At 35.8% G+C, this 22,860-nt stretch carries 22 protein-coding genes, 3 tRNA genes and 2 pseudogenes; 9 read left to right on the top strand and 18 right to left on the bottom strand.

What is annotated here, in order from left to right; translation table 11 throughout:
• Nucleotides 1–419: 419 nt before the first annotated feature.
• The 3 genes from OM961_RS05965 to mnmE all read right to left on the bottom strand — a co-directional run bounded on the left by OM961_RS05965 (nucleotide 420) and on the right by mnmE (nucleotide 3,068).
• Nucleotides 420–1,436, bottom strand: coding sequence for an NAD(P)/FAD-dependent oxidoreductase (locus tag OM961_RS05965; protein WP_264339623.1), 1,017 nt, complete (start codon nucleotides 1,434–1,436; stop codon nucleotides 420–422).
• Between the two features lie 168 nt (nucleotides 1,437–1,604).
• A tRNA-Ser gene (locus tag OM961_RS05970) sits at nucleotides 1,605–1,692 on the bottom strand.
• Between the two features lie 47 nt (nucleotides 1,693–1,739).
• On the bottom strand, nucleotides 1,740–3,068 hold the full coding sequence (gene mnmE / locus OM961_RS05975) for a tRNA uridine-5-carboxymethylaminomethyl(34) synthesis GTPase MnmE (protein ID WP_264339624.1): 1,329 nt from the start codon (nucleotides 3,066–3,068) through the stop codon (nucleotides 1,740–1,742).
• Between the two features lie 222 nt (nucleotides 3,069–3,290).
• On the opposite strand from mnmE, the gene nuoI reads away from it, so the two are divergent.
• Together nuoI and OM961_RS05985 are read left to right on the top strand one after the other, a co-directional pair.
• On the top strand, nucleotides 3,291–3,773 hold the full coding sequence (gene nuoI, locus OM961_RS05980) for an NADH-quinone oxidoreductase subunit NuoI (RefSeq protein WP_041573606.1): 483 nt from the start codon (nucleotides 3,291–3,293) through the stop codon (nucleotides 3,771–3,773).
• 115 nt (nucleotides 3,774–3,888) lie between these two features.
• Nucleotides 3,889–4,080, top strand: a complete 192-nt coding sequence (locus OM961_RS05985; protein ID WP_264339625.1) for a hypothetical protein — start codon at nucleotides 3,889–3,891, stop codon at nucleotides 4,078–4,080.
• A gap of 19 nt (nucleotides 4,081–4,099) precedes the next feature.
• Here the strand turns inward: OM961_RS05985 and OM961_RS07725 are convergent.
• Nucleotides 4,100–5,040 (bottom strand): annotated as a pseudogene (locus OM961_RS07725) (IS5 family transposase).
• 73 nt (nucleotides 5,041–5,113) lie between these two features.
• Here OM961_RS07725 and OM961_RS06005 point away from each other — a divergent pair.
• From OM961_RS06005 to lepB, 5 genes are all read left to right on the top strand, one after another.
• On the top strand, nucleotides 5,114–5,242 hold the full coding sequence (locus tag OM961_RS06005; RefSeq protein ID WP_264339626.1) for a hypothetical protein: 129 nt from the start codon (nucleotides 5,114–5,116) through the stop codon (nucleotides 5,240–5,242).
• Between the two features lie 280 nt (nucleotides 5,243–5,522).
• Nucleotides 5,523–5,648 (top strand): hypothetical protein, encoded by a 126-nt coding sequence (locus OM961_RS06010; protein WP_264339627.1) that lies wholly within the window; start codon nucleotides 5,523–5,525, stop codon nucleotides 5,646–5,648.
• A 546-nt stretch (nucleotides 5,649–6,194) separates the two neighbouring features.
• A complete protein-coding gene (locus OM961_RS06015; protein WP_010082338.1) occupies nucleotides 6,195–7,220 on the top strand; it encodes a Fe(3+) ABC transporter substrate-binding protein in 1,026 nt (341 codons plus the stop codon).
• 203 nt (nucleotides 7,221–7,423) lie between these two features.
• Nucleotides 7,424–8,311 (top strand): aspartate carbamoyltransferase catalytic subunit, encoded by an 888-nt coding sequence (locus tag OM961_RS06020; protein WP_006280416.1) that lies wholly within the window; start codon nucleotides 7,424–7,426, stop codon nucleotides 8,309–8,311.
• Nucleotides 8,312–9,251: 940 nt separating this feature from the next.
• Nucleotides 9,252–9,998, top strand: coding sequence for a signal peptidase I (lepB, locus tag OM961_RS06025; RefSeq protein WP_319606715.1), 747 nt, complete (start codon nucleotides 9,252–9,254; stop codon nucleotides 9,996–9,998).
• 7 nt (nucleotides 9,999–10,005) lie between these two features.
• On the opposite strand, the gene hscA is transcribed toward lepB, so the two are convergent.
• Genes hscA through iscU form a run of 4 tightly spaced genes read right to left on the bottom strand, consistent with a single transcriptional unit; the run spans nucleotide 10,006 to nucleotide 12,985 of the window.
• Nucleotides 10,006–11,754: a Fe-S protein assembly chaperone HscA gene (gene hscA, locus OM961_RS06030; protein WP_264339628.1), complete on the bottom strand. Its 1,749-nt coding sequence runs from the start codon at nucleotides 11,752–11,754 to the stop codon at nucleotides 10,006–10,008.
• A complete protein-coding gene (locus OM961_RS06035; protein WP_182309602.1) occupies nucleotides 11,732–12,190 on the bottom strand; it encodes an iron-sulfur cluster co-chaperone HscB C-terminal domain-containing protein in 459 nt (152 codons plus the stop codon). Before OM961_RS06035 ends, hscA begins: the two co-directional genes overlap by 23 nt.
• Nucleotides 12,183–12,596 (bottom strand): HesB/IscA family protein, encoded by a 414-nt coding sequence (locus OM961_RS06040; RefSeq protein ID WP_182309603.1) that lies wholly within the window; start codon nucleotides 12,594–12,596, stop codon nucleotides 12,183–12,185. The genes OM961_RS06035 and OM961_RS06040 overlap by 8 nt, the downstream gene beginning before the upstream one ends.
• A 5-nt stretch (nucleotides 12,597–12,601) precedes the next feature.
• Entirely contained in the window at nucleotides 12,602–12,985 is a 384-nt protein-coding gene (gene iscU, locus OM961_RS06045) for a Fe-S cluster assembly scaffold IscU (RefSeq protein ID WP_151808025.1), read from the bottom strand.
• Nucleotides 12,986–13,189: 204 nt separating this feature from the next.
• Here iscU and ftsY point away from each other — a divergent pair, with 204 nt between their 5' ends.
• A complete protein-coding gene (ftsY, locus tag OM961_RS06050) occupies nucleotides 13,190–14,101 on the top strand; it encodes a signal recognition particle-docking protein FtsY (RefSeq protein ID WP_264339630.1) in 912 nt (303 codons plus the stop codon).
• Here the strand turns inward: ftsY and radA are convergent.
• From radA to OM961_RS06100, 10 genes and pseudogenes are all read right to left on the bottom strand, one after another.
• Entirely contained in the window at nucleotides 14,088–15,431 is a 1,344-nt protein-coding gene (gene radA / locus OM961_RS06055; RefSeq protein ID WP_264339631.1) for a DNA repair protein RadA, read from the bottom strand. The two genes, ftsY and radA, sit on opposite strands and share 14 nt — an antisense overlap.
• A gap of 824 nt (nucleotides 15,432–16,255) precedes the next feature.
• Nucleotides 16,256–17,244: pseudogene (locus OM961_RS06060) on the bottom strand (IS630 family transposase).
• Between the two features lie 326 nt (nucleotides 17,245–17,570).
• A complete protein-coding gene (locus OM961_RS06065; protein ID WP_264339632.1) occupies nucleotides 17,571–18,098 on the bottom strand; it encodes a coenzyme F420-0:L-glutamate ligase in 528 nt (175 codons plus the stop codon).
• Nucleotide 18,099: 1 nt separating this feature from the next.
• On the bottom strand, nucleotides 18,100–18,579 hold the full coding sequence (locus OM961_RS06070; RefSeq protein ID WP_264339633.1) for a dihydrofolate reductase: 480 nt from the start codon (nucleotides 18,577–18,579) through the stop codon (nucleotides 18,100–18,102).
• Entirely contained in the window at nucleotides 18,576–19,856 is a 1,281-nt protein-coding gene (gene folP, locus OM961_RS06075; protein ID WP_264339634.1) for a dihydropteroate synthase, read from the bottom strand. The genes OM961_RS06070 and folP overlap by 4 nt, the downstream gene beginning before the upstream one ends.
• Complete coding sequence (locus OM961_RS06080) at nucleotides 19,853–20,239, bottom strand: dihydroneopterin aldolase (protein WP_264339635.1); 387 nt, start codon at nucleotides 20,237–20,239, stop codon at nucleotides 19,853–19,855. The genes folP and OM961_RS06080 overlap by 4 nt, the downstream gene beginning before the upstream one ends.
• Nucleotides 20,240–20,278: 39 nt before the next feature.
• The gene (locus tag OM961_RS06085) at nucleotides 20,279–20,935 is read right to left on the bottom strand and encodes a CADD family putative folate metabolism protein (RefSeq protein WP_155969607.1); all 657 of its coding nucleotides are present in this window, start codon (nucleotides 20,933–20,935) and stop codon (nucleotides 20,279–20,281) included.
• Between the two features lie 78 nt (nucleotides 20,936–21,013).
• A tRNA-Ile gene (locus tag OM961_RS06090) sits at nucleotides 21,014–21,090 on the bottom strand.
• Nucleotides 21,091–21,132: 42 nt separating this feature from the next.
• Nucleotides 21,133–21,456, bottom strand: a complete 324-nt coding sequence (trxA, locus tag OM961_RS06095; protein ID WP_007548839.1) for a thioredoxin — start codon at nucleotides 21,454–21,456, stop codon at nucleotides 21,133–21,135.
• Nucleotides 21,457–21,572: 116 nt separating this feature from the next.
• Nucleotides 21,573–22,193, bottom strand: a complete 621-nt coding sequence (locus OM961_RS06100; protein WP_015589270.1) for a ribonuclease D — start codon at nucleotides 22,191–22,193, stop codon at nucleotides 21,573–21,575.
• 172 nt (nucleotides 22,194–22,365) lie between these two features.
• Here OM961_RS06100 and OM961_RS06105 point away from each other — a divergent pair.
• Nucleotides 22,366–22,438, top strand: a tRNA-Gly gene (locus tag OM961_RS06105).
• Nucleotides 22,439–22,860 lie beyond the last annotated feature (422 nt).

A 22,860-nucleotide genomic window follows, 5' to 3' on the forward strand; every position in this document is an offset into this window, starting at 1 on the left:
AAGGCAAAAGAAGCCCTGGGGTTATTATCCGCTTTAAAATATTGGCGTTTTTTATGTTTTAAACGCTTGACAAGCGAGATTAAGCTGCTTTTAATTGCAACTAACTTACGCTGCAAACGTTTAAGAAATTTACTAAGCAGAAAAAAAGACAAAGAATCCCCGAGTTAGCTAGTCTTTTACTATCTCTGTCGAGTATTGGCATTTTTTGATGTCTTGTAACGCTTTGTAAGCGCGTTCAGCTTATTTAGATAAAAATCTAGATGTAGATGAAGTTTTGTAAAGACATACAGTATCTATATACTGCAAAAAATTGAACATAAGACGCCGATACATTAAGTAATCCTTACCTTTTAATCTGCAGATTGGCGAAAGCAAATACAATAGCTTCAGTTTCATGATAAGGGAGCTGGCAAGGTTTGTCAAGGAAGTTTTTCTTTCCCGTGAATTCCCTTTGAAGTTGAATATTGAAAATTGACTGGAGAGTTGTGGATTACTTTGTATATGTCATAACAAGCCATGGCGCTCTCAGCAAAACCATTTAGTATTAATTTTAGTTTGCCTGAATAAATAGCTATATCTCCGATTGCATATATCCTATCTCTACTGGTTTTAAGTGTAGCTGGGTCGACAACTATGCGGCTATGTTCTAACTGTATACCCCAATTGTTTATTGGACCAAGATTCATTGACAATCCAAAAAATGGCAGCAAAAAATCAGCGGATATTTCTTTTTCTTCCTTAGAGGCAATGTTTTTTACTATCACTGTGCTCAATTGCCCATTACCTCCTGCTAGTTCGTGTAATTGATATGGCACTACCAGTTCTATTTTTCCATCAATTTCAAGTGATTCTAATTTATTTCTAGTTTCAGGAGTGCAGCGAAATTCCTTTCTCCTATGTATCACATAAATTTTCTTTGCAACTTTAGAAAGTTCTACAGTCCAATCAGCTGCAGAATCACCCCCCCCTGCAATGACTATAGTTTTATCCTGAAAATCAGAAATTTTATTTACACTGTAAAATACAGATTTATTTTCATATTCTAATATACCACTTAAGGGTGGACGGTTAGGTTCAAACATTCCATTACCTGCAGCAACAATAACAGCCTTACATTTTACCTCTGTACCTATGCTCGTTATGATAGTAAAGTTTTCACCTTCGTTATTTGAAATCTTTTCTACTTTTTGACTTAAATGGTAAATAGGCTTAAATGGCGCAGCTTGCTCCATTAGCTGCTCAATTAATTTTTGGGCAGTAATTACAGGATAACCAGGTATATCGTATATTGGCTTTTCTGGGTAAAGAGCTGTGCATTGTCCTCCTGCTTGATCCAAAACATCTATTACATGACATCTCATATCAAGCATTCCCGCTTGAAAAGCAGTGAATATTCCAACAGGTCCTGCACCTATTATTACTATATCGGTTTTCATATTCAGATGGTAATCTATTTATAGATATTAGCTTTCTTCGCTAATAAGGTCAATTTACAAAGGGACGTATTTTTAAAAGATGTGGCTAGATTAGATAAGATTTCCAGCGTTATGAACCACATAGTCCAAATAAGCTCTAAAAATCAGCTAGCATAGCGAGATGCTGTGCGGACGGAATGGGATTCGAACCCATGGTACGCTCATCACGTACGTCAGTTTTCAAGACTGGTGCCTTAAACCGCTCGGCCATCCGTCCATTTCTTTTCTATCACAACATTTGATTTTAAGCAATCTATAAAAGCTTTACTTGCCCACGCAAAAGTTGCTAAACACACTACTCAATATTTCCTCAACATTAATAATTCCAATCACCGCACCAAGTTCAAATGCAGCAAGCCTCAAATCTTCAGATATCAACTCAATTGGATTATCGATATTAAAACGTTGTAAATGTTCCAGTGCTTTCTGCATGTGATTCCTATGTCTTTGCCGAGTGATTACAGGAGTGTCTCTATCATGCCCAAATTTTTCCTCTGCCTTCTCTTTTATGAGAGAGATCAATTTGTTTGTACCTATTCCCTTTAAAATAGAAATAGGTAGAAAATCTATGCCATTAATTTTTATATTGTGATTATTGATAACATCGTCAGCTTTGCTCAATACATAAATAGTATCGCTATTTACAACGTTGCAATTGATATTATGACGCTGTTCAAAAGGAAACAGTTCTATTCTTAAATCAGCTTCAAAAGACCTCTTTTTCGCTCGACTTATACCTTCTGATTCTATTGGATCTGAACTCTCACGAATTCCAGCAGTATCAGAGAGAATGATTGGGTATCCGCCAATGTCAATATGAGCTTCAAGTATATCTCTTGTTGTGCCTGCATATTCAGAAACAATAGCAATATCACGCTTGGCTAAGAAATTAAACAGAGTTGATTTACCGACATTTGGTTTACCAGTTATTACAACATGTAAACCCTCACGCAACCTTTCACCCCGTCTATTATCATTTAAATGCTCTTGTATCAACCGCACAAGAGCTCGCACTTCATTATTAATTTTTTCCAATTCATTTTTTTCTGTCCAAACATCCTCTGGAAAGTCTATATATGCTTCGATTTTGGATTGTATCGTTATTAATCTTTGCCTCCAATTGCTGTATAGTCTCTCCAATTCTCCTGATATCTGCTTAATCGCTTGTTTAGCTTGCATTTTCGTCTCAGCATCAATTAAGTCTGCAATTCCTTCTATTTGAGTTAAGTCAAATTTACCATTTAGAAAAGCCCTAAGTGAGAATTCTCCAGGCCTGGCCATAACGAAAATTTTTGATAATTCCTCCAAGATGATTTTTATGACTGCCTTACTTCCATGCACTTGTAACTCTATAACATTCTCGCCAGTGAAACTGTTTGGAGCAGGGAAATAGATGATTATTCCATTATCTATCAATTGATTGAAATCATCATATAGATCAACTAAAGTAGCAAATCTTGGTTTAATTTCTTTCTTAATATGAAAATGATTTAAAGCTTTAAGCGCATAGTTGCCTGAAATTCTAATTACTGCAACTCCTGACTTACCAAATACGGTCGATAAAGCGAAAATAGTTTCATTTGTGTTTGTCATTATTTATATAAACTACTTAGCAATATTACACTTAAGAAACCAAAATACCTAATTTGAAAATATTCAAAATTTTTATCTATCTTGCTAGTTTATATTAATGCAGTACTATCATACTAGTGAATGTATTATATAGAAAAGCTGTAAAAGTCACCCAGGTGAAAATATTTATTTTGAAAACTGATAATATGATTTATAATGACTGACACAAGTTTTAAATATTTTATGCTCAAGAAATTAGCTTGGTATTGGTCTTTTGCAGAGTTAATCAAAGGGTTTGCTATTACATTGAAATATATGTTCAAACCAAAGGTTACGTTAAGATATCCTATGGAGAAGGGCCCTTTAAGTCCAAGGTTTCGTGGTGAGCATGCGTTGCGTAGGTATCCAAACGGTGAAGAACGGTGCATAGCTTGTAAATTATGCGAAGTTATCTGCCCTGCTCAAGCAATAGTTATTGAAGCAGAGGAAAGAGAAGACGGTAGTCGTCGCACCACACGCTATGATATTGACATGACAAAATGCATATACTGCGGGCTTTGCCAAGAGGCATGTCCAGTTGATGCAATTGTGGAGGGTCCTAACTTTGAATTTGCTACTGAAACGAGAGAGGAGCTAATGTACAATAAAGAAAAGTTATTGCGTAATGGTGAAATTTGGGAAGACGCAATTGCACTCAGGTTAAAAAAGAATAGACCTTATTATTAATGTTCAGAGCTTATAACCCTGTTATCCATTATGATTTAAGGGCAGTGCCCACTAGGGGTGGTGTCATCCAAGTAGCTGATACACAACTGTACGAACATTTGTTTGCGAGGGCAGTATGTTAAATGTTATAGCCTGTTTTGCCTCAAACACAAAGGTGTCATCCCAGTGCTTGACACTGGGGTCCAGGTATAAAAATATTTGCAAATTGTGCAATGGACGACAGATTTTAGGAGCATACGTTAAACTAATTTCCATTATAAAAATAAGATGGATCCCAGTGGGCTTTGTTGCATCGCTCTTCGGATAGTAGGTAACGCACAATAAATTTATGAAGCTATCTCAAATTTAGCCATACCAATATCAGTGAACTTATTGAGCAAATAGCATTTAACAAGTAGTTCCTTCTCTCTATTTGTCTCAGATTTATTCCTAAAACTAAACCCGAATGTTTGTTTCAGTCGCGAGAAAAAACTTTCTATATAAGATCTTTTTCCGTAGTTTGTTTGCCTTTTCCACCTCTTCATTCCATCTTCGCTGCATGATTTTATTAGTCTAATTGCAGCATTTCTCTCAGCCATATAGTCTAACTTTGGATGCTCTGCTGCGTTGTTTTTCGGAGGAATTTTCGTTTTTATACCATATTGATTACACAGCTTATAGAGCTTTTCTCTGTCATATGCCCTATCTGCATATAGTACTTTTATGACATACTGAAAATCGACTTCTTTTAGCAAATCACAAGCTCCATAGTGATCAGCCGTTACTGTATTTTACAGCTATGGCTTTTTTGCTGTTTGTATTCAACATTACATGCAATTTTCTTGTCTGTTCATAGCTGCGATACTTTCTATCTTCGCTATTTTCTTTGCTATGACCAGGAGTGTTGTTGTATATACTAATTCCTGTACTGTCTATAGCAATTTCGATATCTTCCATATTATTTTCTGCAATCATTGCTCTTAATATTGAGTTTCTTAAACCTTCTTGATGATTGTGAATAGCTGATAACTTGCAAATTTTTCCCAATTTGCTCAAGGTATCCTGCTATAAACCCAACTGTTTGCCTCAGGCCTATTCTAAATAAACAAGTTATTATGTGCACCAAAATTACAACTTTATCGCTATAAATATTGTTGCCACCTGGTATTTTTGGACCATTCTCGTACCACTTTTCTATGGCTTCGTTGATATAATGAAAAATATTTCCTCTTTTTTCTAGAAATTTGTTATATTCGCTATGGTTACTGACCCTCATTTTTTGTGGCATATTTTTTCTTTCAAGGTTAAATGGCTATTTTATAATGAATTTTGTCAGTAGCCACCAGATTTTTTCAGTTGCTATGCAACAAAGCCCACTGGGATCCAGGAAAAAGAATGATGTCATGAAAGTAGCTTTCCATCCAAGAGAGTGTCATCCCAGTGTCACGCACTGGGATGGCTTTGTTGCATCGCTACTTATGAAAGGCTAACTATAGTTAGGATTATAAGTAACCTATTGAAAATCTTGTTTTTTTGCAATCAATCTGATCAAATTTAAGAATAGTAATTTATTATTTACATTAATAAATTTAATTCTATTGAAAATAGCTAAAGCATTGAAATTCTTGAATTTTAGCCGGATTAGTGAGTGGTAGTGAAATTTCTTTTACTCAAATTTAGGTATTCACTGACCGTTCTTGTTATAAATACCAGAATAATAAACTACTGATATTCTCCATCTTTTTTATCTTTAATCCATCATAGCTAGCGATGCAACAAAGCCATCCCAGTGTCAAGCACTGGGATGACAAAAAAAGGAGCACTGGAATGACATCATCCTTTTTTTGGGATTCCAGCGTCACGCGCTGGAATGACACCTCTCTTGGGCTCTCTTAGCTATAAATATTAAGGAATTTACCAAACGAAAAAAAAGGCAAAAGAAGCCCCGTGGTTGGCTAATTACTTACATTATACTTTCAAGTATGGCGTTTTTTTATTCTAAACGCTTAATAACCGCGATTTAGTTGCTTTTAAGCCGCAACTAATCTAAATTATAAACATTAAGAAATTTACTAAACAGAAAAAAAGGCAAAAGAAACCCTAGGGTAGCTAGTTATTCACTATCCATTTTTTAAATCGGCGTTTTTTAATGTTTTAAATAGCGCATTTCAGCTTATATTAGGTAAAAACCTAGAAATTTTATAAAGACATAAGGTGCACATAGTGCAAAAAATTAAGCATGATTTACGCCAAATACATTAAGTTTTTTGTCATTAATCCACTGCAGAGATTGCGAAGATAAATAAATAGCTTCAGTGTTATAATAAGGGGGCTGGCGAAGCTTGTCAAGGAAGTTTTTATGATTTATCTAACGAACTTTACACTTGCTAAAGTTGTACCATCTTGGTAACTTTAACTGAAAGAAGTTATTTTTTATCCAATATGAAAAAAGCCTTTATATTCACATCCTTAATAGCAATTATATTGATAGTTATTACTTATTTATACAGAAACGACGGAACTAATGACTCACAAGTGGTAAATGTTTATTCATCGCGCAAAGAAGAATTAGTACGTACTTTGTTTGATGAATTCACGAAAAATACAGGTATTAAAGTACGTTACATCATTGATGATTATTCTCAGCTACTTTCACGAATGGAAAACGGTGGTGAAGCTGACTTATTTTTGACTGCTGATGCAATCAACTTAATTCTAGCAAAAAAAAGAGGACTTTTATCTCAAGTAGATTCAGAGGTTTTAAAAAGTGTTATACCTGCAAGATTTAGAGACAGTGAAGATTATTGGTTTGGTCTTACAAAAAGAGCTAGGATATTGGTTTACAATAAAGAGTCAGTAGACCCTAAGGACTTAAGTACTTATGAAGATTTAGCAAATGAAAAATGGAAAGGAAAAATATTAGTGCGTTCTTCTACAAGTCCATATAACAGATCGTTAATTGCTTTTATGATTGCAAATAATGGTTTTGAAAAGACGAAAGAATGGGTAAGCGGAATTGTGAGCAATATGGCAAGAAAACCAAGTGGTGGTGATACTGATCAAATTTACGCCGTAGCAGCGGGTGAGGGAGATGTTGCAATAGTAAACAGCTACTACTTTGCGAGAATTCTTTCATCAGAAAATAAAAAGAATGTTGCAGACAAGCTAGGGGCTTTTTTTCCTAATCGCAACGATCACGGTGTAATGGTAAACATCAGTGGTGCAGCAGTAACAAAAAACGCAAAAAACAGGGAAAATGCTATAGTCTTATTGGAATTTTTAGTAAGCAAGCAGGCTCAAGAGTTATACGCTAAAAAAAACCAAGAATATCCTATTATTGAAGGCGTTGAAACTTCCGATATACTAAAATCTTGGGGAAATTATTCACAAAGTGATTTGCCTCTAAGTGAACTTGAGAAGCATCTTTTTGAGGCTGTTATGATAGCGGATGAGTGTAAGTGGAAGTAATCCCCAGCGCCACTAAACATTGGGATGAAAGATTTATGCTAATATACCTTACTCTTGACTCGCTGAACTTTTTCTTCCTTCTAACTTAATTTTGACTTTACTATCTTTTTCCGTTCTTTCACCAAAACAATTGCTGCACAAGAAGTCTATTGAAAAAAGGTAATAAGAAAGTAGAATAGGTTCAAGTAGTTGAAAAGGAAACTATGAACAAGAGAAGGAATTTGTTAAACATCTCAGACCTTACAGTCGATGATGTAGAAAATATAACTAAGTTGGCCAACCAGTACCTTAAAAAAGAAGTTGCAAATAGTCATATCTTGGAAAATAAGACAGTAATAAATTTATTCTTTGAAGATTCAACGCGTACACTTGCGTCTTTTGAAATAGCAGCAAAAAGCCTTGGAGCAAATGTTGTAACTCTGCCAATAAGATCTTCTTCTATTAACAAGGGAGAAGATCTAAAAGACATGATCAAAACATTAAATGCAATGAATCCTGATTACATAATAATCAGGCATAAAAGTAGTGGTATCATTAATACACTGGCAAAGTATGTTAACTGCTCGCTAATCAATGCAGGCGATGGAAGTAGTGAACATCCAACTCAAGCTCTTGCAGACTATCTTGTAATCAGCAATCACAAAAAGCAAATAAAGGACCTCAAAGTTGTGATATGTGGAGATATTCTGCACAGTAGAGTTGCAAGATCAAATATAAGATTGCTAAAAATGTTTGGAGCAGAGATAAACTTGGTCGCACCACCAACTTTGATTTGTAAGCATTTTCCTGAAGTAGATTCAGTCCATTATTCATTAATTGAAGGTATAAAGGATGCTGACGTAATTATGCTTTTGAGATTGCAGAAAGAGCGCATGAATAATAGTTCTTCAGAGAAAGAATATTTTTATTTGTATGGACTTGATTCACAAAAGCTATCATACGCAAAACCAGATGCGATTGTTATGCACCCAGGGCCAATAAACAGAGGGATTGAGATTAGCAGCGATGTAGCAGATTGTGTTATTTTACAGCAAGTAGAATTTGGATTGGCAATACGTAAGGCAGTGTTGCACTATTATAGGCCTTGCTAATATTAAAAGATGCTACACAACTAATGCAAAAAGGGGGGGCATGAAATGACAAGGCTTGTAAATGGTTTGAGAATGGCCATTAAGATGTTAAGGCCGAGGATATGGTGTGGAAGTTTTTACGAAAGCCTGAAGTCAATCAACAACCTTGCAGAACGGCAAATTAGACGGCTATCGTAAAAACAGCTTTTTCACCTGGTCGGAACATGGAGAAAGATTTGTGGAAAGAATGTTGTCGATATTTTTGACATCACGTCTCAATGGCCAAAATCCCTTCCAAAAGTTACGACTGCTTAGTTCTTTATTCATTCTCACAATCCGTGAACGGTTACAACCTGGATTCCAGTGGGCTTTGTTGCATCGCTAGCTATGATGGATTAAAGATAAAAAAGATAGGGAATATCAGTAGCTTATTATTCTGGTATTTATAACAAGAACGGTCAATGAATACCTAAATTTGAGTAAAAGAAATTTCACTACCATTTACCAATCCGGCTAAAATTCAAGAATTTCAATGCTTTAGCTATTTTCAATAGAATTAAATTTATTAATATAAATAACAAATTACTATTCTTAAATTTGATCAGATTGATTGCAAAAAAACAAGATTTTCAATAGGTTGCTTATAATCCTAACTATAGTTAGCCTTTCATAAGTAGCGATGCAACAAAGCCATTCCAGTGTCAGCTACTTTCATAACACCATATTACCTTAACAAAAGCAAATGTTCGTACAGATGTGCATCAGCTACTTTCATCTGCCACCTGCAAATTGCAATGTTCGTACAGTTATGTGTCACGCTACTTGGATGACACCGTTGAAAGAAATGAACCGCCTTTTCAAAATCGTTTTGAATAGAGGAATAACATTCACAAGTAAAATTTCATATTACCATTTTTTAATTTATGTATTATAATAAGCTTAATCTATAAGAAAAACAAAGTTGGAAGAACTAAGCAAAAACTGGGTGATAAGAACGGGAAGATTTTTATCTTCATTGTTTTTTTTACTGTTGATTGTGCTGTCAATACGTAGTTTTTTATTCGAGCCATTTCATATACCTTCTGGTTCAATGAAAAGCACCCTACTTGAAGGGGATTACATTTTTACTAGTAAATATTCATACGGTTACAGTAAACACTCATTTCCATTTTCTCCAAACATTTTTAGCGGCAGGATTTTTTATACCCCTCCAAAGCGTGGCGACATAGTAGTTTTCAAACCCACAAGAAATGACAGCATCAGGTTTGTTAAGCGAGTAATAGGAACACCAGGTGACAAAGTGCAAATGATAGAGGGAGAATTATACCTAAATGATCAGAAAGTAGAGCGAAGGCAAATTGAAAGTTTTTTTGATTATGAGTCAAATCGTAACATACCAAGATATATAGAAACGCTTTTAAGTGGCAAGGAACATGAGATTTTGGTAGATGACATTTCTAATAAGCTATCATATAACACTCCGGTTTATTATGTACCTAACGATCAATTTTTCGTTATGGGAGACAATAGAAATAATTCTTTAGATAGTAGGTTTCCTGAAGTTGGTTTTGTACCAATGGAAAATATCATTGGGCGTGTAAGCATAGTTGGTTTATCATTTAAATTAGGAAAGGTCGATTGGTTACCATTTAATTTCAGGTTACCTGTTGCTTTGAGATTAAATAGGGTATTGCACAAGGTTGTGTAAGCTTTTTCTACCTATTTGTTAATTCACACAACTCTAAAGAAGAATTTTCTAACTCGGCGATAGTGTTGTTAATTTCATTCAAGTCATTGCCTTGTAAAGCGTTTTTTGCATTTTGTAATAGGTTTTTCAACTTTTGATCAGTGGAAAGGTTATTATTGTTTTCAACCAAGTGTATGAGTTTATTTCCATTAATTTTAGCACCTGCAAGGGAACGAGCCTTCATATCTTCGTCAAAACTGTTTATTGACTGGTTAACCATATTTTGAACATCAGCTTCACTCAAGCCAAAACTTGAATTTACTTTAACTGTCTGCTCAATTCCAGTAGTTTTTTCTCTTGCAGTAACAGTCAAGATTCCGTCAACGTTAACTGTAAATTCTATTTCAACTCTTGCAGAACCTGCAGGCAGTGGCGGTATACCTTTTAGTTCAAACTGCGCTAGAGATTTGTTATCCTCTATCATTTCACGTTCTCCCTGACAAACATGAATTTTCATTGCTGTTTGCCCATCAATATAAGTTGTAAACTCTTTTGTTTCTGAAACTGGCAGTGGCGTATTTCTTGGTATGATTTTTTCAACTATGCCTCCCATAGTTTCTATGCCAAGTGATAGAGGTAAAACATCCAGGAGAATATTCCTATCTTTTGAGCTCGAAGTTAAATCATGAGCCTGCAGAGCTGCCCCAATGGCAACTGCTTTATCTGGATCCACGTCATTTAGTACTTTATTTCCAAAGAGCTTGACTAGTGAATTTTGAACCAATGGTGTTCTAGTTGCACCACCAACTAAAATTACTCCTTTTATATCATCAATTTTAAGATCTATATCACTTATAGTACGAGTGACTATATTGATAGTCTTATTGACCAAAGAACTGATTGCCTGCTCGAATTCTTCTCTGGTAATTTCGCACTCAAATGGCTTGCCGTTAACATTAAATTCGAAGATACCTATAGTGTGATTGCTTAGGTACTCTTTCACAGAGCGTGATTCGATAAGTAAGGAATTTAGTTGCTTAGCCGTCTTTTCTCTATACTTATCAATCACAATTGAACTCAGCAAATGATCAAAATCATCACCGCCGAGGTTGGTGTCACCACCAACCGCAAGGACTTGAAACACTCCTTGGTGCAATTTCAATATCGAAATATCGAACGTTCCGCCACCAAGGTCATACACTGCATATATTCCACTGCTATTGTTCTTTTCAATGGAGTAAGAAAGCGCTGCAGCGGTTGGCTCGTTAACGAGGCGAAGAACTTCTATGCCAGCTAATTTTGCCGCATATTTAGTTGCGTTACGTGCTGAATCGTCAAAGTAAGCTGGCACAGTAATCACTGCTTTTTTTACTTCCAGCCCCTTAGACTTTTTTACCCTCTCACGTAAAGTTTTTAATATCTCAGCAGAAATCTCAACAGGAGTCAGATACTTTTCCTCTGCGCATTTTATTCTAATAACTTTTTCGCTTTCATGATCTATTTCAAAATTGACGCCTTCTTTATTTAATTCTTCAACACTTTTACCCATTAAACGCTTTATTGAGTAGATTGCATTTTGACCGACATCGTAGCCAGTTTTCAATGTATTATTTTCATATGAAAGAGCAGAAGGCAGCAGTTCTCTTCCTTGTTCATCTTTAAATATCTCCACGTTGCCAGCTTTATTCACCATAGCAATCAAAGAATTGGTGGTGCCAAGGTCTATACCAAAAACTACTTCATTTGAATTTGGTTCAGAAATTTGAATTGGTTGCATTTTTCTTCACCTCCTCAAATGACTTATATAAATATTTCAATCTTAAGACTTGTGTAGCAGCTCTATCAAAATTCTTTACAGCAAAAGTGTTAATTAGGTTTTTAACGCAATCTTTTATTTTTTCATCAATCATCCTGCTTGCAAATTGTAGATCGTCGCAGTCTAGTAAGTACTCTCTTATTTCCATTGATTCACTTAATATTTCAGAATTTAAGTGGTCCTTTTGGCTTTTCACATTAAAAAAATCCAGCAAATGCTCAGCACGTTTTAGCGGTGACTTTAGTATCTGATAAGCTCTGTTAATATTTTCCATGTTTTGGGACTGTCTTTCATTTATATCAGTCCTGCTTAGCTCAATATATTTTTTCTCTAACTCATCAAAGCTGATATTGAAAGCTGGTTCAATTTCAAACAATGCAAAATAGTTGCTAGACATGAAAACTCTCTCCACAACCACATTTTCCTTTCTCATTAGGATTTTTGAAAACAAAACCCGATGAAAATTTTTCTTCTACATAATCCATTTCAGAGCCAAGAATAAACATGACGGATTTTGGGTCGATCAACACTTTAACTTTTTGGCCATCACTACAGTTTTCTTCAATTACCGACTCTAAAGGACGAGTATCATATGCATATTCAATATCATATTTTAAACCAGAACATCCTTTTTGCTTAATTAGCACTCTTATTCCTATTGCTTCTTCCGGTTTCTCAAGGTTAGTATGCTTCTTTTGGTCCAATAAATACCTTATCCTTTCTACTGCTTCCGCAGTTATAGTGATAAGTTTTTTATTCTTTTTTACAGTTTCACCTCCGCCTACTTCTTGATATTCACTCATGCTTCTTAATTCTTTTGCTTACTTTGATAATCATGAATAGCGGCTTTTATAGCATCTTCAGCAAGTACCGAACAGTGTATCTTCACTGGAGGTAAAGACAATTCTTCCACTATTTGAGTATTCTTTATCTGTGTAACGTCACTGATGGTTCTTCCCTTTATCATCTCTGTTAACAAGGAACTTGAAGCAATGGCAGAACCGCAGCCAAAAGTTTTAAATTTTGCATCTTCAATAACACCTTTGTCATTGACCTTTATCTGCAATTTCATTACATCACCGCACGATGGTGCACCAACTAAACCAGTGCCAACACTTGGATCATTTTTATCCAGAGAGCCAACATTCCTTGGATTTTCGTAATGATCTAAAATTTTCTCATTATAACTCATAAAATTACCTGTAAACCGCTATTCTACATTATAACATATTTAGGTTAAAAACTAAAGTAAAATACACTAGTATCACGGGAATTTTACTTTCAAAATTCCCGTAAAACGACTATTTAACTTTACAAATACACATAATACGTGTATTTCTTTACAACCAGCGTCTCTATGTTGTCGTTAAGTTTATAATTTAAAAGGAGTATTCCCTTGAGTTTATTTGGTAATCTTTATAAAGGCCTGTTAAAAACTTCTTCTCGCTTTAGCGACGGGGTGAAAAGTATTTTCTCTGACAAAAAAAAATTAGATCAGTCGCTTTTAGATGAGCTAGAAGAATTGCTAATTAGCATGGACATTGGTCATAAAACTTCCAAATTAATTATTGACAGGCTCACAAGCATCAAATTTGACAAGGAAGTTGAACATAACATTATCACACAGCAGTTAATGAACGAAATAGAAGCTATATTGAGCCCAGTTGTACAGCCGTTAATTTTAAATAAAAAACCACATATAATAATGGTATGTGGAGTAAACGGTAACGGTAAAACCACAACTATAGGTAAGCTTGCATATAAATATAAGGAAATGGGAAAATCCGTTATGCTTGTTGCATGCGACACATTTAGAGCTGCTGCTAGTGAGCAATTAAACATTTGGGCAGAACGTTCTGATTGCTTGATTGTTACTGGAGAGTATGGTAGCGACTCTGCAAGTGTGGCATATAGAGCTGTAAGTCAAGCTATAAAAGATAACATTGATGTTGTTCTAATTGACACAGCAGGAAGGCTGCAAAATAATGTGAACCTTATGGAGGAGTTATCAAAAATATATAGAACGATAAAGAAATTGGATGATACTGCCCCTCATGACGTTATTTTAGTTCTTGATGCAACTACCGGCCAAAATGCTTATAGCCAATTAGAAGCATTTAGCAAAATGGTTAATGTTACCGGGCTAATCGTAACAAAGTTAGATGGCACTGCTAAGGGCGGAGTGGTAATTGGACTTGCAGAAGCTTATAAGATAAAGTTACATGCTATAGGAATTGGCGAAAGTATAGAGGACTTAAGGGAGTTTACTAGCAAAGAATTTGCTGAAGCGTTATTTAATTGTAATTAAAAATTTCTCTTAATTCCCTTACGTGACCAAGCTTAATTATCTCAATATCGTGAGAAGAGTAATTACCATTTTTAGGCATAATTGCTTTTTTGAATCCTAACTTTTGTGCTTCTTTTAGTCTGAGATCAGCATGCGAGACATTCCTAATTTCTCCTGAAAGTGCAACTTCACCGCAGATTATTGAAGAAGTTGGCAGCGGTAAATTTACTACACTTGAAATAAGGGAAGCAGCAACAGCAAGATCAGCCGATGGTTCCTGTATTTTGAGTCCCCCTGCAATGTTTAGGTATACCTCTTTATCATGCAAAAACATTTTGCAACGAGCATTTAGCACCGCGATGATCATAGCCAATCTATTAATATCCCACCCAACTACTGCCCTTCTTGGGGTTGCCATATTAGTTCCTGCTATTAACGCTTGAACTTCCATTAAAATTGGTCTTGAACCTTCAATTCCTGCAAATACGGCGCTGCCAACTACTTCTCTGTCATGGGCCATCAGAAACAATGATGATGGGTTATCAACAGGCACAAGTCCTGCTTCAGACATCTCAAAAACACCAATTTCATTTGCAGGGCCAAATCTATTTTTAATAGTGCGTAAAATGCGGTATTGATTGCTATTTTCACCTTCAAAATATAATACCGTATCCACCATATGCTCCAAAGTTTTAGGTCCAGCTATTTGTCCATCCTTAGTTATATGACCAACTATTAAAAGAGAAACACCATATTGTTTCGCAAGAATGGTTAATTCATGAGCGCAAGTGCGGACCTGAGTTACAGTGCCTGGTGCTGATGTAATTCTGCTATCATACATTGTTTGTATAGAGTCAATTACTAAGAATTTAATACTTTTGTTTTCCTTTATTGTTGCTACTACATCAGTTAAAGACACTGTAGACAAAAGCTTAATTTTAGGTTCATTTATCTTAAGACGCTTTGCTCTGAGACTAACTTGCTCTAAAGATTCCTCGCCAGATACATAAAGACATTCAAAAGAGGAAAGTTGCACAACATTAGCTGCAATTCTAAGCAAAAGGGTGGATTTTCCAATACCAGGTTCGCCTCCAATTAAAATGCTAGCACCTTGAACGATACCCCCACCAAAAACTCTATCTAATTCTTCTATTCCTGTTAGAAAACGACTTGGAGTGATAATTTCGCTACCCGATAACGTCTTTATTAAAATTGGCGCAGATATACTTCTTTTGCCCGTTTTTACTGCTATTTCCTCAACAATTGTATCCCAATTGTCACATGCAATGCACTTCCCTACCCACCTACCAGTGCTATGACCACAGAATTGACATACATATACAGTTTTCATCAAAGCCAAAATTATTTTGTTGTAATTGTAATAAAAATTAGCTGAATATGCGAAGTAAATCTATAGCTAACCCAAGAAAGGGTTCCCTATGTCATACCACGATTCATTCGCGGTATCTCAAAGCATAGATCCCGCTAACACGTAGCGGGATGACGAGGTCATGCCACCGCGCGAACCGTCATACCGTCACGGTATCTCTAGATCCCGCTAACACGTAGGGGAATGACGAGGTCATGCCGCCGCAAACCGTCATACCGCCGCGGTATCTCTTAGCCGCTAACACGTAGCGGGATGACGGTTGTCGTTTAGCTACAAACGTTAAGAAATTTACCAAATGAAAAAAAAGGCAAAAGAAGCCCTGGGGTTATTATCCGCTTTAAAATATTGGCGTTTTTTATGTTTTAAACGCTTGACAAGCAAGATTAAGCTGCTTTTAATTGCAACTAACTTACGCTGCAAATGTTTAAGAAGTTTACTAAGCAGAAAAAAAGACAAAGAATCCCCGAGTTAGCTAGTCTTTTACTATCTCTGTCGAGTATTGGCATTTTTTGATGTCTTGTAACGCTTTATAAGCGCGTTCAGCTTATTTAGATAAAAATCTAGATGTAGATGAAGTTTTGTAAAGACATACAGTATCTATGTACTGCAAAAAATTAAACATAAGACGCCGATACATTAAGTAATCCTTACCTTTTAATCTGCAGATTGGCGAAAGCAAATACAATAGCTTCAATTTTATGATAAGGGGGCTGGCGAAGGGTGTCAAGCAAGTTTTTTGTTTCTATTCCCAATGTTATATGGTTATGTAATACCAATTCTCATTACTAGTGAATCAAATAAGCGGCATTGCAGAGTTTTTTAATTGTGGAGTGAGAAAGAGAGGTAATAAATTTGCACAAAGCGCTCTCAAGCAAAGCAATTGTGTCGTAGATTTTGTTACGCAAAATGTTCTGTTTTATATATAACCAAAACCTCTCAACAGGATTGAGGTCAGGTGAGTATGGTGGTAGGTATATAATGTCGATATTTTTAGGTACTTTTAAATTTTTTGACTTATGCCAACTAGCACAATCCATGATAAGAAATGCCTCCCTTGTTCCTAAATATTGTGACATCTGCTCAAGGAATATATTCATACAATCAGTATTGACGTTTGAGCTAGAACTTTCTCCATTTCTGGGATTAACTGCACTATAGAGATAAAAATTTTGCCTACCTAGTTTTACCTTAACCTGTGTCCTAATGCCTTTTTTAAACCACCCGTGTCCAATCTTTGAATGTGTGCCAAACCGCGATTCATCGAAGAAAAATAGCTCTTTTTCAGGATACATGACAATAGTTTCATTAAGATTTTTTTTTAAATTCCTCTTGTTTACTTTTATCTTGTCCGTTATGCACTGGTCTTGGTGTGATATATGAGAATTTCATTCTTTGCATATTACGGTGTACTGTAGATTTGCTGATATTCAAACCAAACTTTTCTTGAATTCTTATTTTCATTTCTTTTATAGTAATATTGGGGTTTTCCTCTATCCACACCTCAACTTGTTCACGTTGACTTTGATTCAATATAGTTTTTCTACGGCGTTGAGGCGGAGCAAATAATTTTTCTTCTCTGCCAAATTTTAGGTCATGCAGTAAGTGCCTTTCTTGAAATGCAGCATATCTTTGCTACGGCTGTTATACTGTGCTTTTTTGCTGCAATTACAGCATTTAGTTTTTTTGCAACATATGCGTTATTTCTTACTTTCTTCAGCATTTCTTTTGCTGATTCCACCACTTTTTCATCCAATAATTTTGATCTTAATGCCATTTAAACCTCGCTACTTTACTTACTTCAGTATGGCTTTTTTTCTATTATTGTCTATCCGTTACTTGTGTAGCGGGAATTGGTATAAGAAGTCTAATAGCAAATTTTTAAGTTCCTCTTTAACTCTTTAACCAGCGGGCTCGCATGAGGAGAGGAGAGTAAAGGTCCTCTTCCATAGATATCTTCACACTTTTTTCTTCTTCTGTAGTTGGCAGACGAGTAAGAAAGTGAATCTTTGGTGCGCCACTAATTATTGCCATTGGTGTTTGCTCCGCCCCTTCTCCCATAACTAAAACAGCAGACGTTGCCAGCGCATCAAGAAGATTGACTTATGTTACTTGCAGTGGTTGATCATAAAGATCTGGCTTGCCTATATAGGAATAAAATGGTTCAAATCCACACCAAACAAGAGCAACGCCCGTAACCCCAAGGCGCATAGGTGTTATGTTACTATCTGTAATCAAAATACCAAGATGTTTTATGCAGTGTTTTGTCTTGAGATAGTTCCATATTGATAGAGCTGTTTTCTGAACATCCTTTGGGTATAAAATATACATTTCATTACCATTTGATTCATCAATACCAGCAGATGGAATTAAGATATTGTCTTTGATTGTTAAATAGATGCCGTAAGAATTATGGTCTACATCAACAATTGCATCAGCTTCTCTTTTGATTAGCTCTTCTTTAGAACAAGCAGTTTTGCAAACCACTTGTTTTTGACAAATAGAAATGATTTTTGATGTGATAGCAAGAACAACTTCCTCTCCTAGCAACTCTGAAACATAGCGATCAAGAACCTGCTCTAATACTTCCCCACATTCAATGCGGTGGGTATAAATTGCTTTAACATGCATATTAACGTATTAGCCTACATATAGTATAATCTTTCGTTTTGGTGAGAATAGTTTTATGCCATCCATCAAGAAGTGTTAAGTTGAAATATACATCACCTTTATAGGGTTTGTGAATTTCTGTTATGATAAATTCTGAGATTAGATCATACTCCAAAAAAAGATGCGCTATTTGTGCTCCACCAATCATGAAGACTTTAGAATTACTTTGGATTGACAAAAACTCTTGCATAGAAGAAATAATAGTGCATTTTACTCCTCTGTTAAAACAAGAATTTAATTTGTCACGAGAAAAAACAACAGGGATACGATTCCCTAATATGTCTTGAGGCATAGTTTCAAATGTCTTTCTCCCCATAACAATAACTTGTTTGTCAGTCACCTGACGAAAATGATCTAACTCACTTGGATAATGCCAGGGCAATCCATTATTTATTCCAATTACCCCCTTGGGATCAACAGCCATAATTCCGATAACTATCATCCCTGTAAAGCAGCTTGAGCTACAAAAAATCGCATGTGATCACGCACATTATGCACTCGAAGGAAATCAACCTTGTTGTGTAATACAGATGATGTAGCAATTGTTTCTAAATCTCGGTTAAAGACAGGTTCTGTAGAAAAAGAAGAAATAAATGACTTTCTAGAATGGCCAACCAGAACTTTGCAGCCAAAATTTTGTAACGTTTCTATACTGCGTAAAATCTGGATATTCTGGTACATAGATTTGCCAAAACCAATACCAGGATCAATAATGATCGAGCTTTGATCAAAACCTAGAGCTAGTAATCTATTAATGTTCCTTTCTGCCCAATTATTTATGGTATCAATTGGATCAATGTCACTTGGGATAATGTTGTCACTATGTGGTGGTATGGAGAGTGAATGCATAATAACGATACTACATCCACTGCTAGCAATCGCTTTTAAGGTATTATCATCTAGATCTCCCTTCTGATCGTTTACCCAGGCAATGTTGTAGTGCTCCAAAACATTCAAAATAACATCTGGCCAGAAACTATCAATGCTGACTTTAATGTCACCAACTTTCATATACTGATTGAGATTATCAAGCACTGGTTTTAAGCGTGCATATTCTGCTTTTGGAGTTTGTATTGAGGAGCCAGGTCTTGTTGATTGAGCACCAAGTTCAACTATGCTTGCACCATCTGATAACAGCCGCAGTGCCTGCTTGGTTGCTTGATCTGCATCATAATAAAGACCACCATCTGAAAATGAATCAGGAGTAATATTGACAATACCTACAAGCTCTGGTGAAAGCGTAAAACTCCTTAAAAAGCAATCCTTAATGTTAGGGTTAACAGTACCAAACGTTTTGTTAACTACTGCCATAGGGTTCAGCATTGTCATCAAGTGAAGCAAAAATGGTCTGTTTATCAATTCTGGGTGAGGAATCTTAAGGTAGGGTGTATCAAGTGTCAGGTCATCCCATAACAAAATATCCAAATCAATAACGCGAGGTGCCCATTTTTCATAGACCTGCAGACGGCCAATGTCACATTCAATTTGTTTAAGGCCCTTTAACAGCTCTTCAGGAGAAGAAGAACAACTTCCATACACAACCATATTTAGAAATGGCCTGTCCCACCCAGGTGAAGCATCATTTGGTAAAATAGCCTTAGTTTCCAGAATAATTGAAGATTTTAAATTTTTAAAATAGCGTTCCTGCAGTAACTGAGCAGCCTTTTGTAAATGGGAAAAGCGATTCCCCATATTTGAGCCAATAGAAATGTAAATCATTCTTGCAACGCATTACGATAAGTAAAGAAAACACCTCCATGCACACTGGGGACAGGTGGTGCAACTTTGTGAATAGTTACGCCTATAGAAGAAATAATAAGCTTTTTTTGCATCACAAGGTTATTAATGGTCCTGTATATATCATGAGTTAAATGCTCGATTAAGTTGAATTGCTTGCTTTGAACGAGAGATTGAATACTCTGAACTACCTCCAAGTAGCATATATTATCCTCAAGCCGGTCAGTTGTAAGTCCTAAAGGGGGGGATTTAAAGGTAAAATCAATATTAACACTAACTAATTGAGAATGATACTTCTCTTCTGCACTATAGCCTAAATGAACCCAAAGCCGTAAGTCAGATATAAGAAGATTACATGCAGACATTGCATTCCAACATCACTGAGTTTAAGCTACTTACAACTACTAACACACGCTAGCATTCATCATTCCATCAAGAAAACCCCACAAGAGCCTTGCTCCCTTTTGAGCACCCTGCATAACTTTATCTTGCTCTTTTTCATCTAGATCTTCAATAAGATTTGCACATTCCTCAGAATGCCATTCATCAGCATGCATATGGACCGTAAAAAATTGAAGAGAACGCTCATCACTTATTGAATAGTGTTTTTTTAAACCTTCAATTTTAGACTTGGAAACCTCTGGAGTTTGACGTTCGTAAGCGTACAAGGCTCCAAGACCTGCCGCAAAACCTGATCTTACAATATCAAAGTAACCATCAACTAACTCCTGTGTCTCTTTAATCTGTGCACTTTCACGAAGATCAGATCGCGCAACGCCAAGCCCTTCAGCAAAACGTTGCCATAATTCTGGATGATTTTCATCACCTTGTTCCTCTTCTATTAAATTACCAAGTAAAACCTGTCGCATTTTTAGATCTGGGCACAAAAAATGTATACCACTGATGTAACGAGGAAACGCAGCAACGTGGTGATAATATTCTTTAGCATAGGTTTGTAAAGCTTGCAAGCTTAAGCTTCCTGTATTCCATGACTGGTAAAATGGATGATTTAGTAAGTGCAATTCATCTAACTTGTTATTTAGAGACTTAGTAAATTCCATCATTTCCCCCATTACATTAATATATAGTTCATATACTATAGTTTTCTCATTGTTACGATCATGCTAAGATTAATACAATGGTGGGATTGGTAGGACTCGAACCTACGGCCAATTCGTTATGAGCGAACTGCTCTAACCGACTGAGCTACAATCCCTTTTATCAATATTTATAATACACACAAAAGCAAATTTGTCTATTAGCTTATTTCACTATCAACCCAACTTGACAAATCATTTGTTGCACCAATTTTGCGTGCAATTTCCTTACCATCTTGAAATATGATTAAAGTGGGTATAGATTGCACTCCATACTTACTTGGCACTTCAGTCCCTTCATCTATGTCGAATTTGCAGATCTTAATCTTGCCTTTTCTATCCTTAGCCAATTGTTCTATACGTGGCATTAGACTTTTGCATGGCCCACACCATTCTGCCCAAAAATCTACCAGCACGAACCCTTTATAGTCAGTGACTTCAGATTTGAAATTTTGATCATTTACCGATGTAATATCATCACTCATAAAATACCTAAATTTTTGTAAAATATAGCGTATCTATTAGCAGTTAATCAACTAAATTCTTACCGCAGAGCTTGAAAAATTGCCCTAAAGTGTTTTGCACAAACAAAAAACTTCTATTACATCTGGTGGTTAAAGATATCCACGTTTTCCCAACCCATTAAGTCTAACTCAATACGAGTAGGAAGAAATTCAAAGCACTTTTGGGCCAATTCTTTTCTATTTTCACGTTCCAGCATTAAGTCTAGCTTTTCCTTTATCCTGTGGAGATACAAAACATCAGATGCAGCATAACTTTTTTGTTTGTCTGTTAAATTTTCATTTCCCCAATCAGAAGATTGCTGCTGCTTATTTAGTTTGGTATCAAGCAGCTCTAAGCACAACTCTTTTAAGCTATGATTATCTGTGTAAGTGCGAACTAAACGTGAAGCTATCTTTGTGCAATAGCACGGAAGTGCCCAAGTTTCCAAGTAATAACGTATTATGCTCACATCAAATCGCGCGAAGTGAAATATTTTAGTTATATTTTTATCCTCTAATATTTTTCTCAAATTTGGCGCTGTATAATCGTTCTTGAGTTGAACTAAGTGAGCGTTGCCATCATTAAAAGAGAGCTGCACAAGGCATAATCTATCTCTGCTATGAAGTAGCCCCATTGCCTCGGTATCAACAGCTATAGACCTTACATCATCTGGTATTGAACTAGCTGGCAAGTCGTCTTTATATAAAAATATTCCCATAAAGCTTTGTGGAATAATTAAAAACTTATGATAATCAAAAATGAGCCTTAAGTATACGAAAAGATCATAGAAGGAACCACGCAAATTTATGGGCTCTCACATTTTTCATGTACACGGGGTTTACAAATCGCTGTACATGCCTATAATTAAGTAAATTTAGGTTAATTTAATTGCGGGAGTAGCTCAGTTGGTAGAGCGCAACCTTGCCAAGGTTGAGGTCGAGGGTTCGAACCCCTTCTCCCGCTCTTTGCTTTCAAAATCATTTCGTCAAAAATCCCTTGACAAACTCCGCTAGCCCCCTTATCATGAAACTGAAGCTATTGTATTTGCTTTCGCCAATCTGCAGATTAAAAGGTAAGGATTACTTAATGTATCGGCGTCTTATGTTCAATTTTTTGCAGTATATAGATACTGTATGTCTTTACAAAACTTCATCTACATCTAGATTTTTATCTAAATAAGCTGAACGCGCTTATAAAGCGTTACAAGACATCAAAAAATGCCAATACTCGACAGAGATAGTAAAAGACTAGCTAACTCGGGGATTCTTTGTCTTTTTTTCTGCTTAGTAAATTTCTTAAACATTTGCAGCGTAAGTTAGTTGCAATTAAAAGCAGCTGAATTTCGCTTGTCAAGCGTTTAAAACATAAAAAACGCCAATATTTTA

This window comes from Wolbachia endosymbiont (group A) of Cydia splendana (assembly GCF_947179475.1).
GTDB lineage: Bacteria > Pseudomonadota > Alphaproteobacteria > Rickettsiales > Anaplasmataceae > Wolbachia > Wolbachia pipientis.

Bases quoted from the DNA above. Each gene is read 5' to 3' on its own strand.
- OM961_RS05965 (WP_264339623.1), bottom strand. From the start codon at position 1,436: ATGAAAACCGATATAGTAATAATAGGTGCAGGACCTGTTGGAATATTC.
- OM961_RS06020 (WP_006280416.1), top strand. From the start codon at position 7,424: ATGAACAAGAGAAGGAATTTGTTAAACATCTCAGACCTTACAGTCGAT.
- OM961_RS06085 (WP_155969607.1), bottom strand. From the start codon at position 20,935: ATGGAATTTACTAAGTCTCTAAATAACAAGTTAGATGAATTGCACTTA.
- OM961_RS06010 (WP_264339627.1), top strand. From the start codon at position 5,523: ATGCAACAAAGCCATCCCAGTGTCAAGCACTGGGATGACAAAAAAAGG.
- iscU (WP_151808025.1), bottom strand. From the start codon at position 12,985: ATGAGTTATAATGAGAAAATTTTAGATCATTACGAAAATCCAAGGAAT.
- OM961_RS06070 (WP_264339633.1), bottom strand. From the start codon at position 18,579: ATGATAGTTATCGGAATTATGGCTGTTGATCCCAAGGGGGTAATTGGA.
- OM961_RS06015 (WP_010082338.1), top strand. From the start codon at position 6,195: ATGAAAAAAGCCTTTATATTCACATCCTTAATAGCAATTATATTGATA.
- OM961_RS05985 (WP_264339625.1), top strand. From the start codon at position 3,889: ATGTTAAATGTTATAGCCTGTTTTGCCTCAAACACAAAGGTGTCATCC.
- radA (WP_264339631.1), bottom strand. From the start codon at position 15,431: ATGAAAACTGTATATGTATGTCAATTCTGTGGTCATAGCACTGGTAGG.
- OM961_RS06040 (WP_182309603.1), bottom strand. From the start codon at position 12,596: ATGAGTGAATATCAAGAAGTAGGCGGAGGTGAAACTGTAAAAAAGAAT.
- OM961_RS06100 (WP_015589270.1), bottom strand. From the start codon at position 22,193: ATGGGAATATTTTTATATAAAGACGACTTGCCAGCTAGTTCAATACCA.
- OM961_RS06035 (WP_182309602.1), bottom strand. From the start codon at position 12,190: ATGTCTAGCAACTATTTTGCATTGTTTGAAATTGAACCAGCTTTCAAT.
- nuoI (WP_041573606.1), top strand. From the start codon at position 3,291: ATGCTCAAGAAATTAGCTTGGTATTGGTCTTTTGCAGAGTTAATCAAA.
- mnmE (WP_264339624.1), bottom strand. From the start codon at position 3,068: ATGACAAACACAAATGAAACTATTTTCGCTTTATCGACCGTATTTGGT.
- folP (WP_264339634.1), bottom strand. From the start codon at position 19,856: ATGATTTACATTTCTATTGGCTCAAATATGGGGAATCGCTTTTCCCAT.
- hscA (WP_264339628.1), bottom strand. From the start codon at position 11,754: ATGCAACCAATTCAAATTTCTGAACCAAATTCAAATGAAGTAGTTTTT.
- trxA (WP_007548839.1), bottom strand. From the start codon at position 21,456: ATGAGTGATGATATTACATCGGTAAATGATCAAAATTTCAAATCTGAA.
- OM961_RS06005 (WP_264339626.1), top strand. From the start codon at position 5,114: ATGCAACAAAGCCCACTGGGATCCAGGAAAAAGAATGATGTCATGAAA.
- OM961_RS06065 (WP_264339632.1), bottom strand. From the start codon at position 18,098: ATGCATGTTAAAGCAATTTATACCCACCGCATTGAATGTGGGGAAGTA.
- OM961_RS06080 (WP_264339635.1), bottom strand. From the start codon at position 20,239: ATGTCTGCATGTAATCTTCTTATATCTGACTTACGGCTTTGGGTTCAT.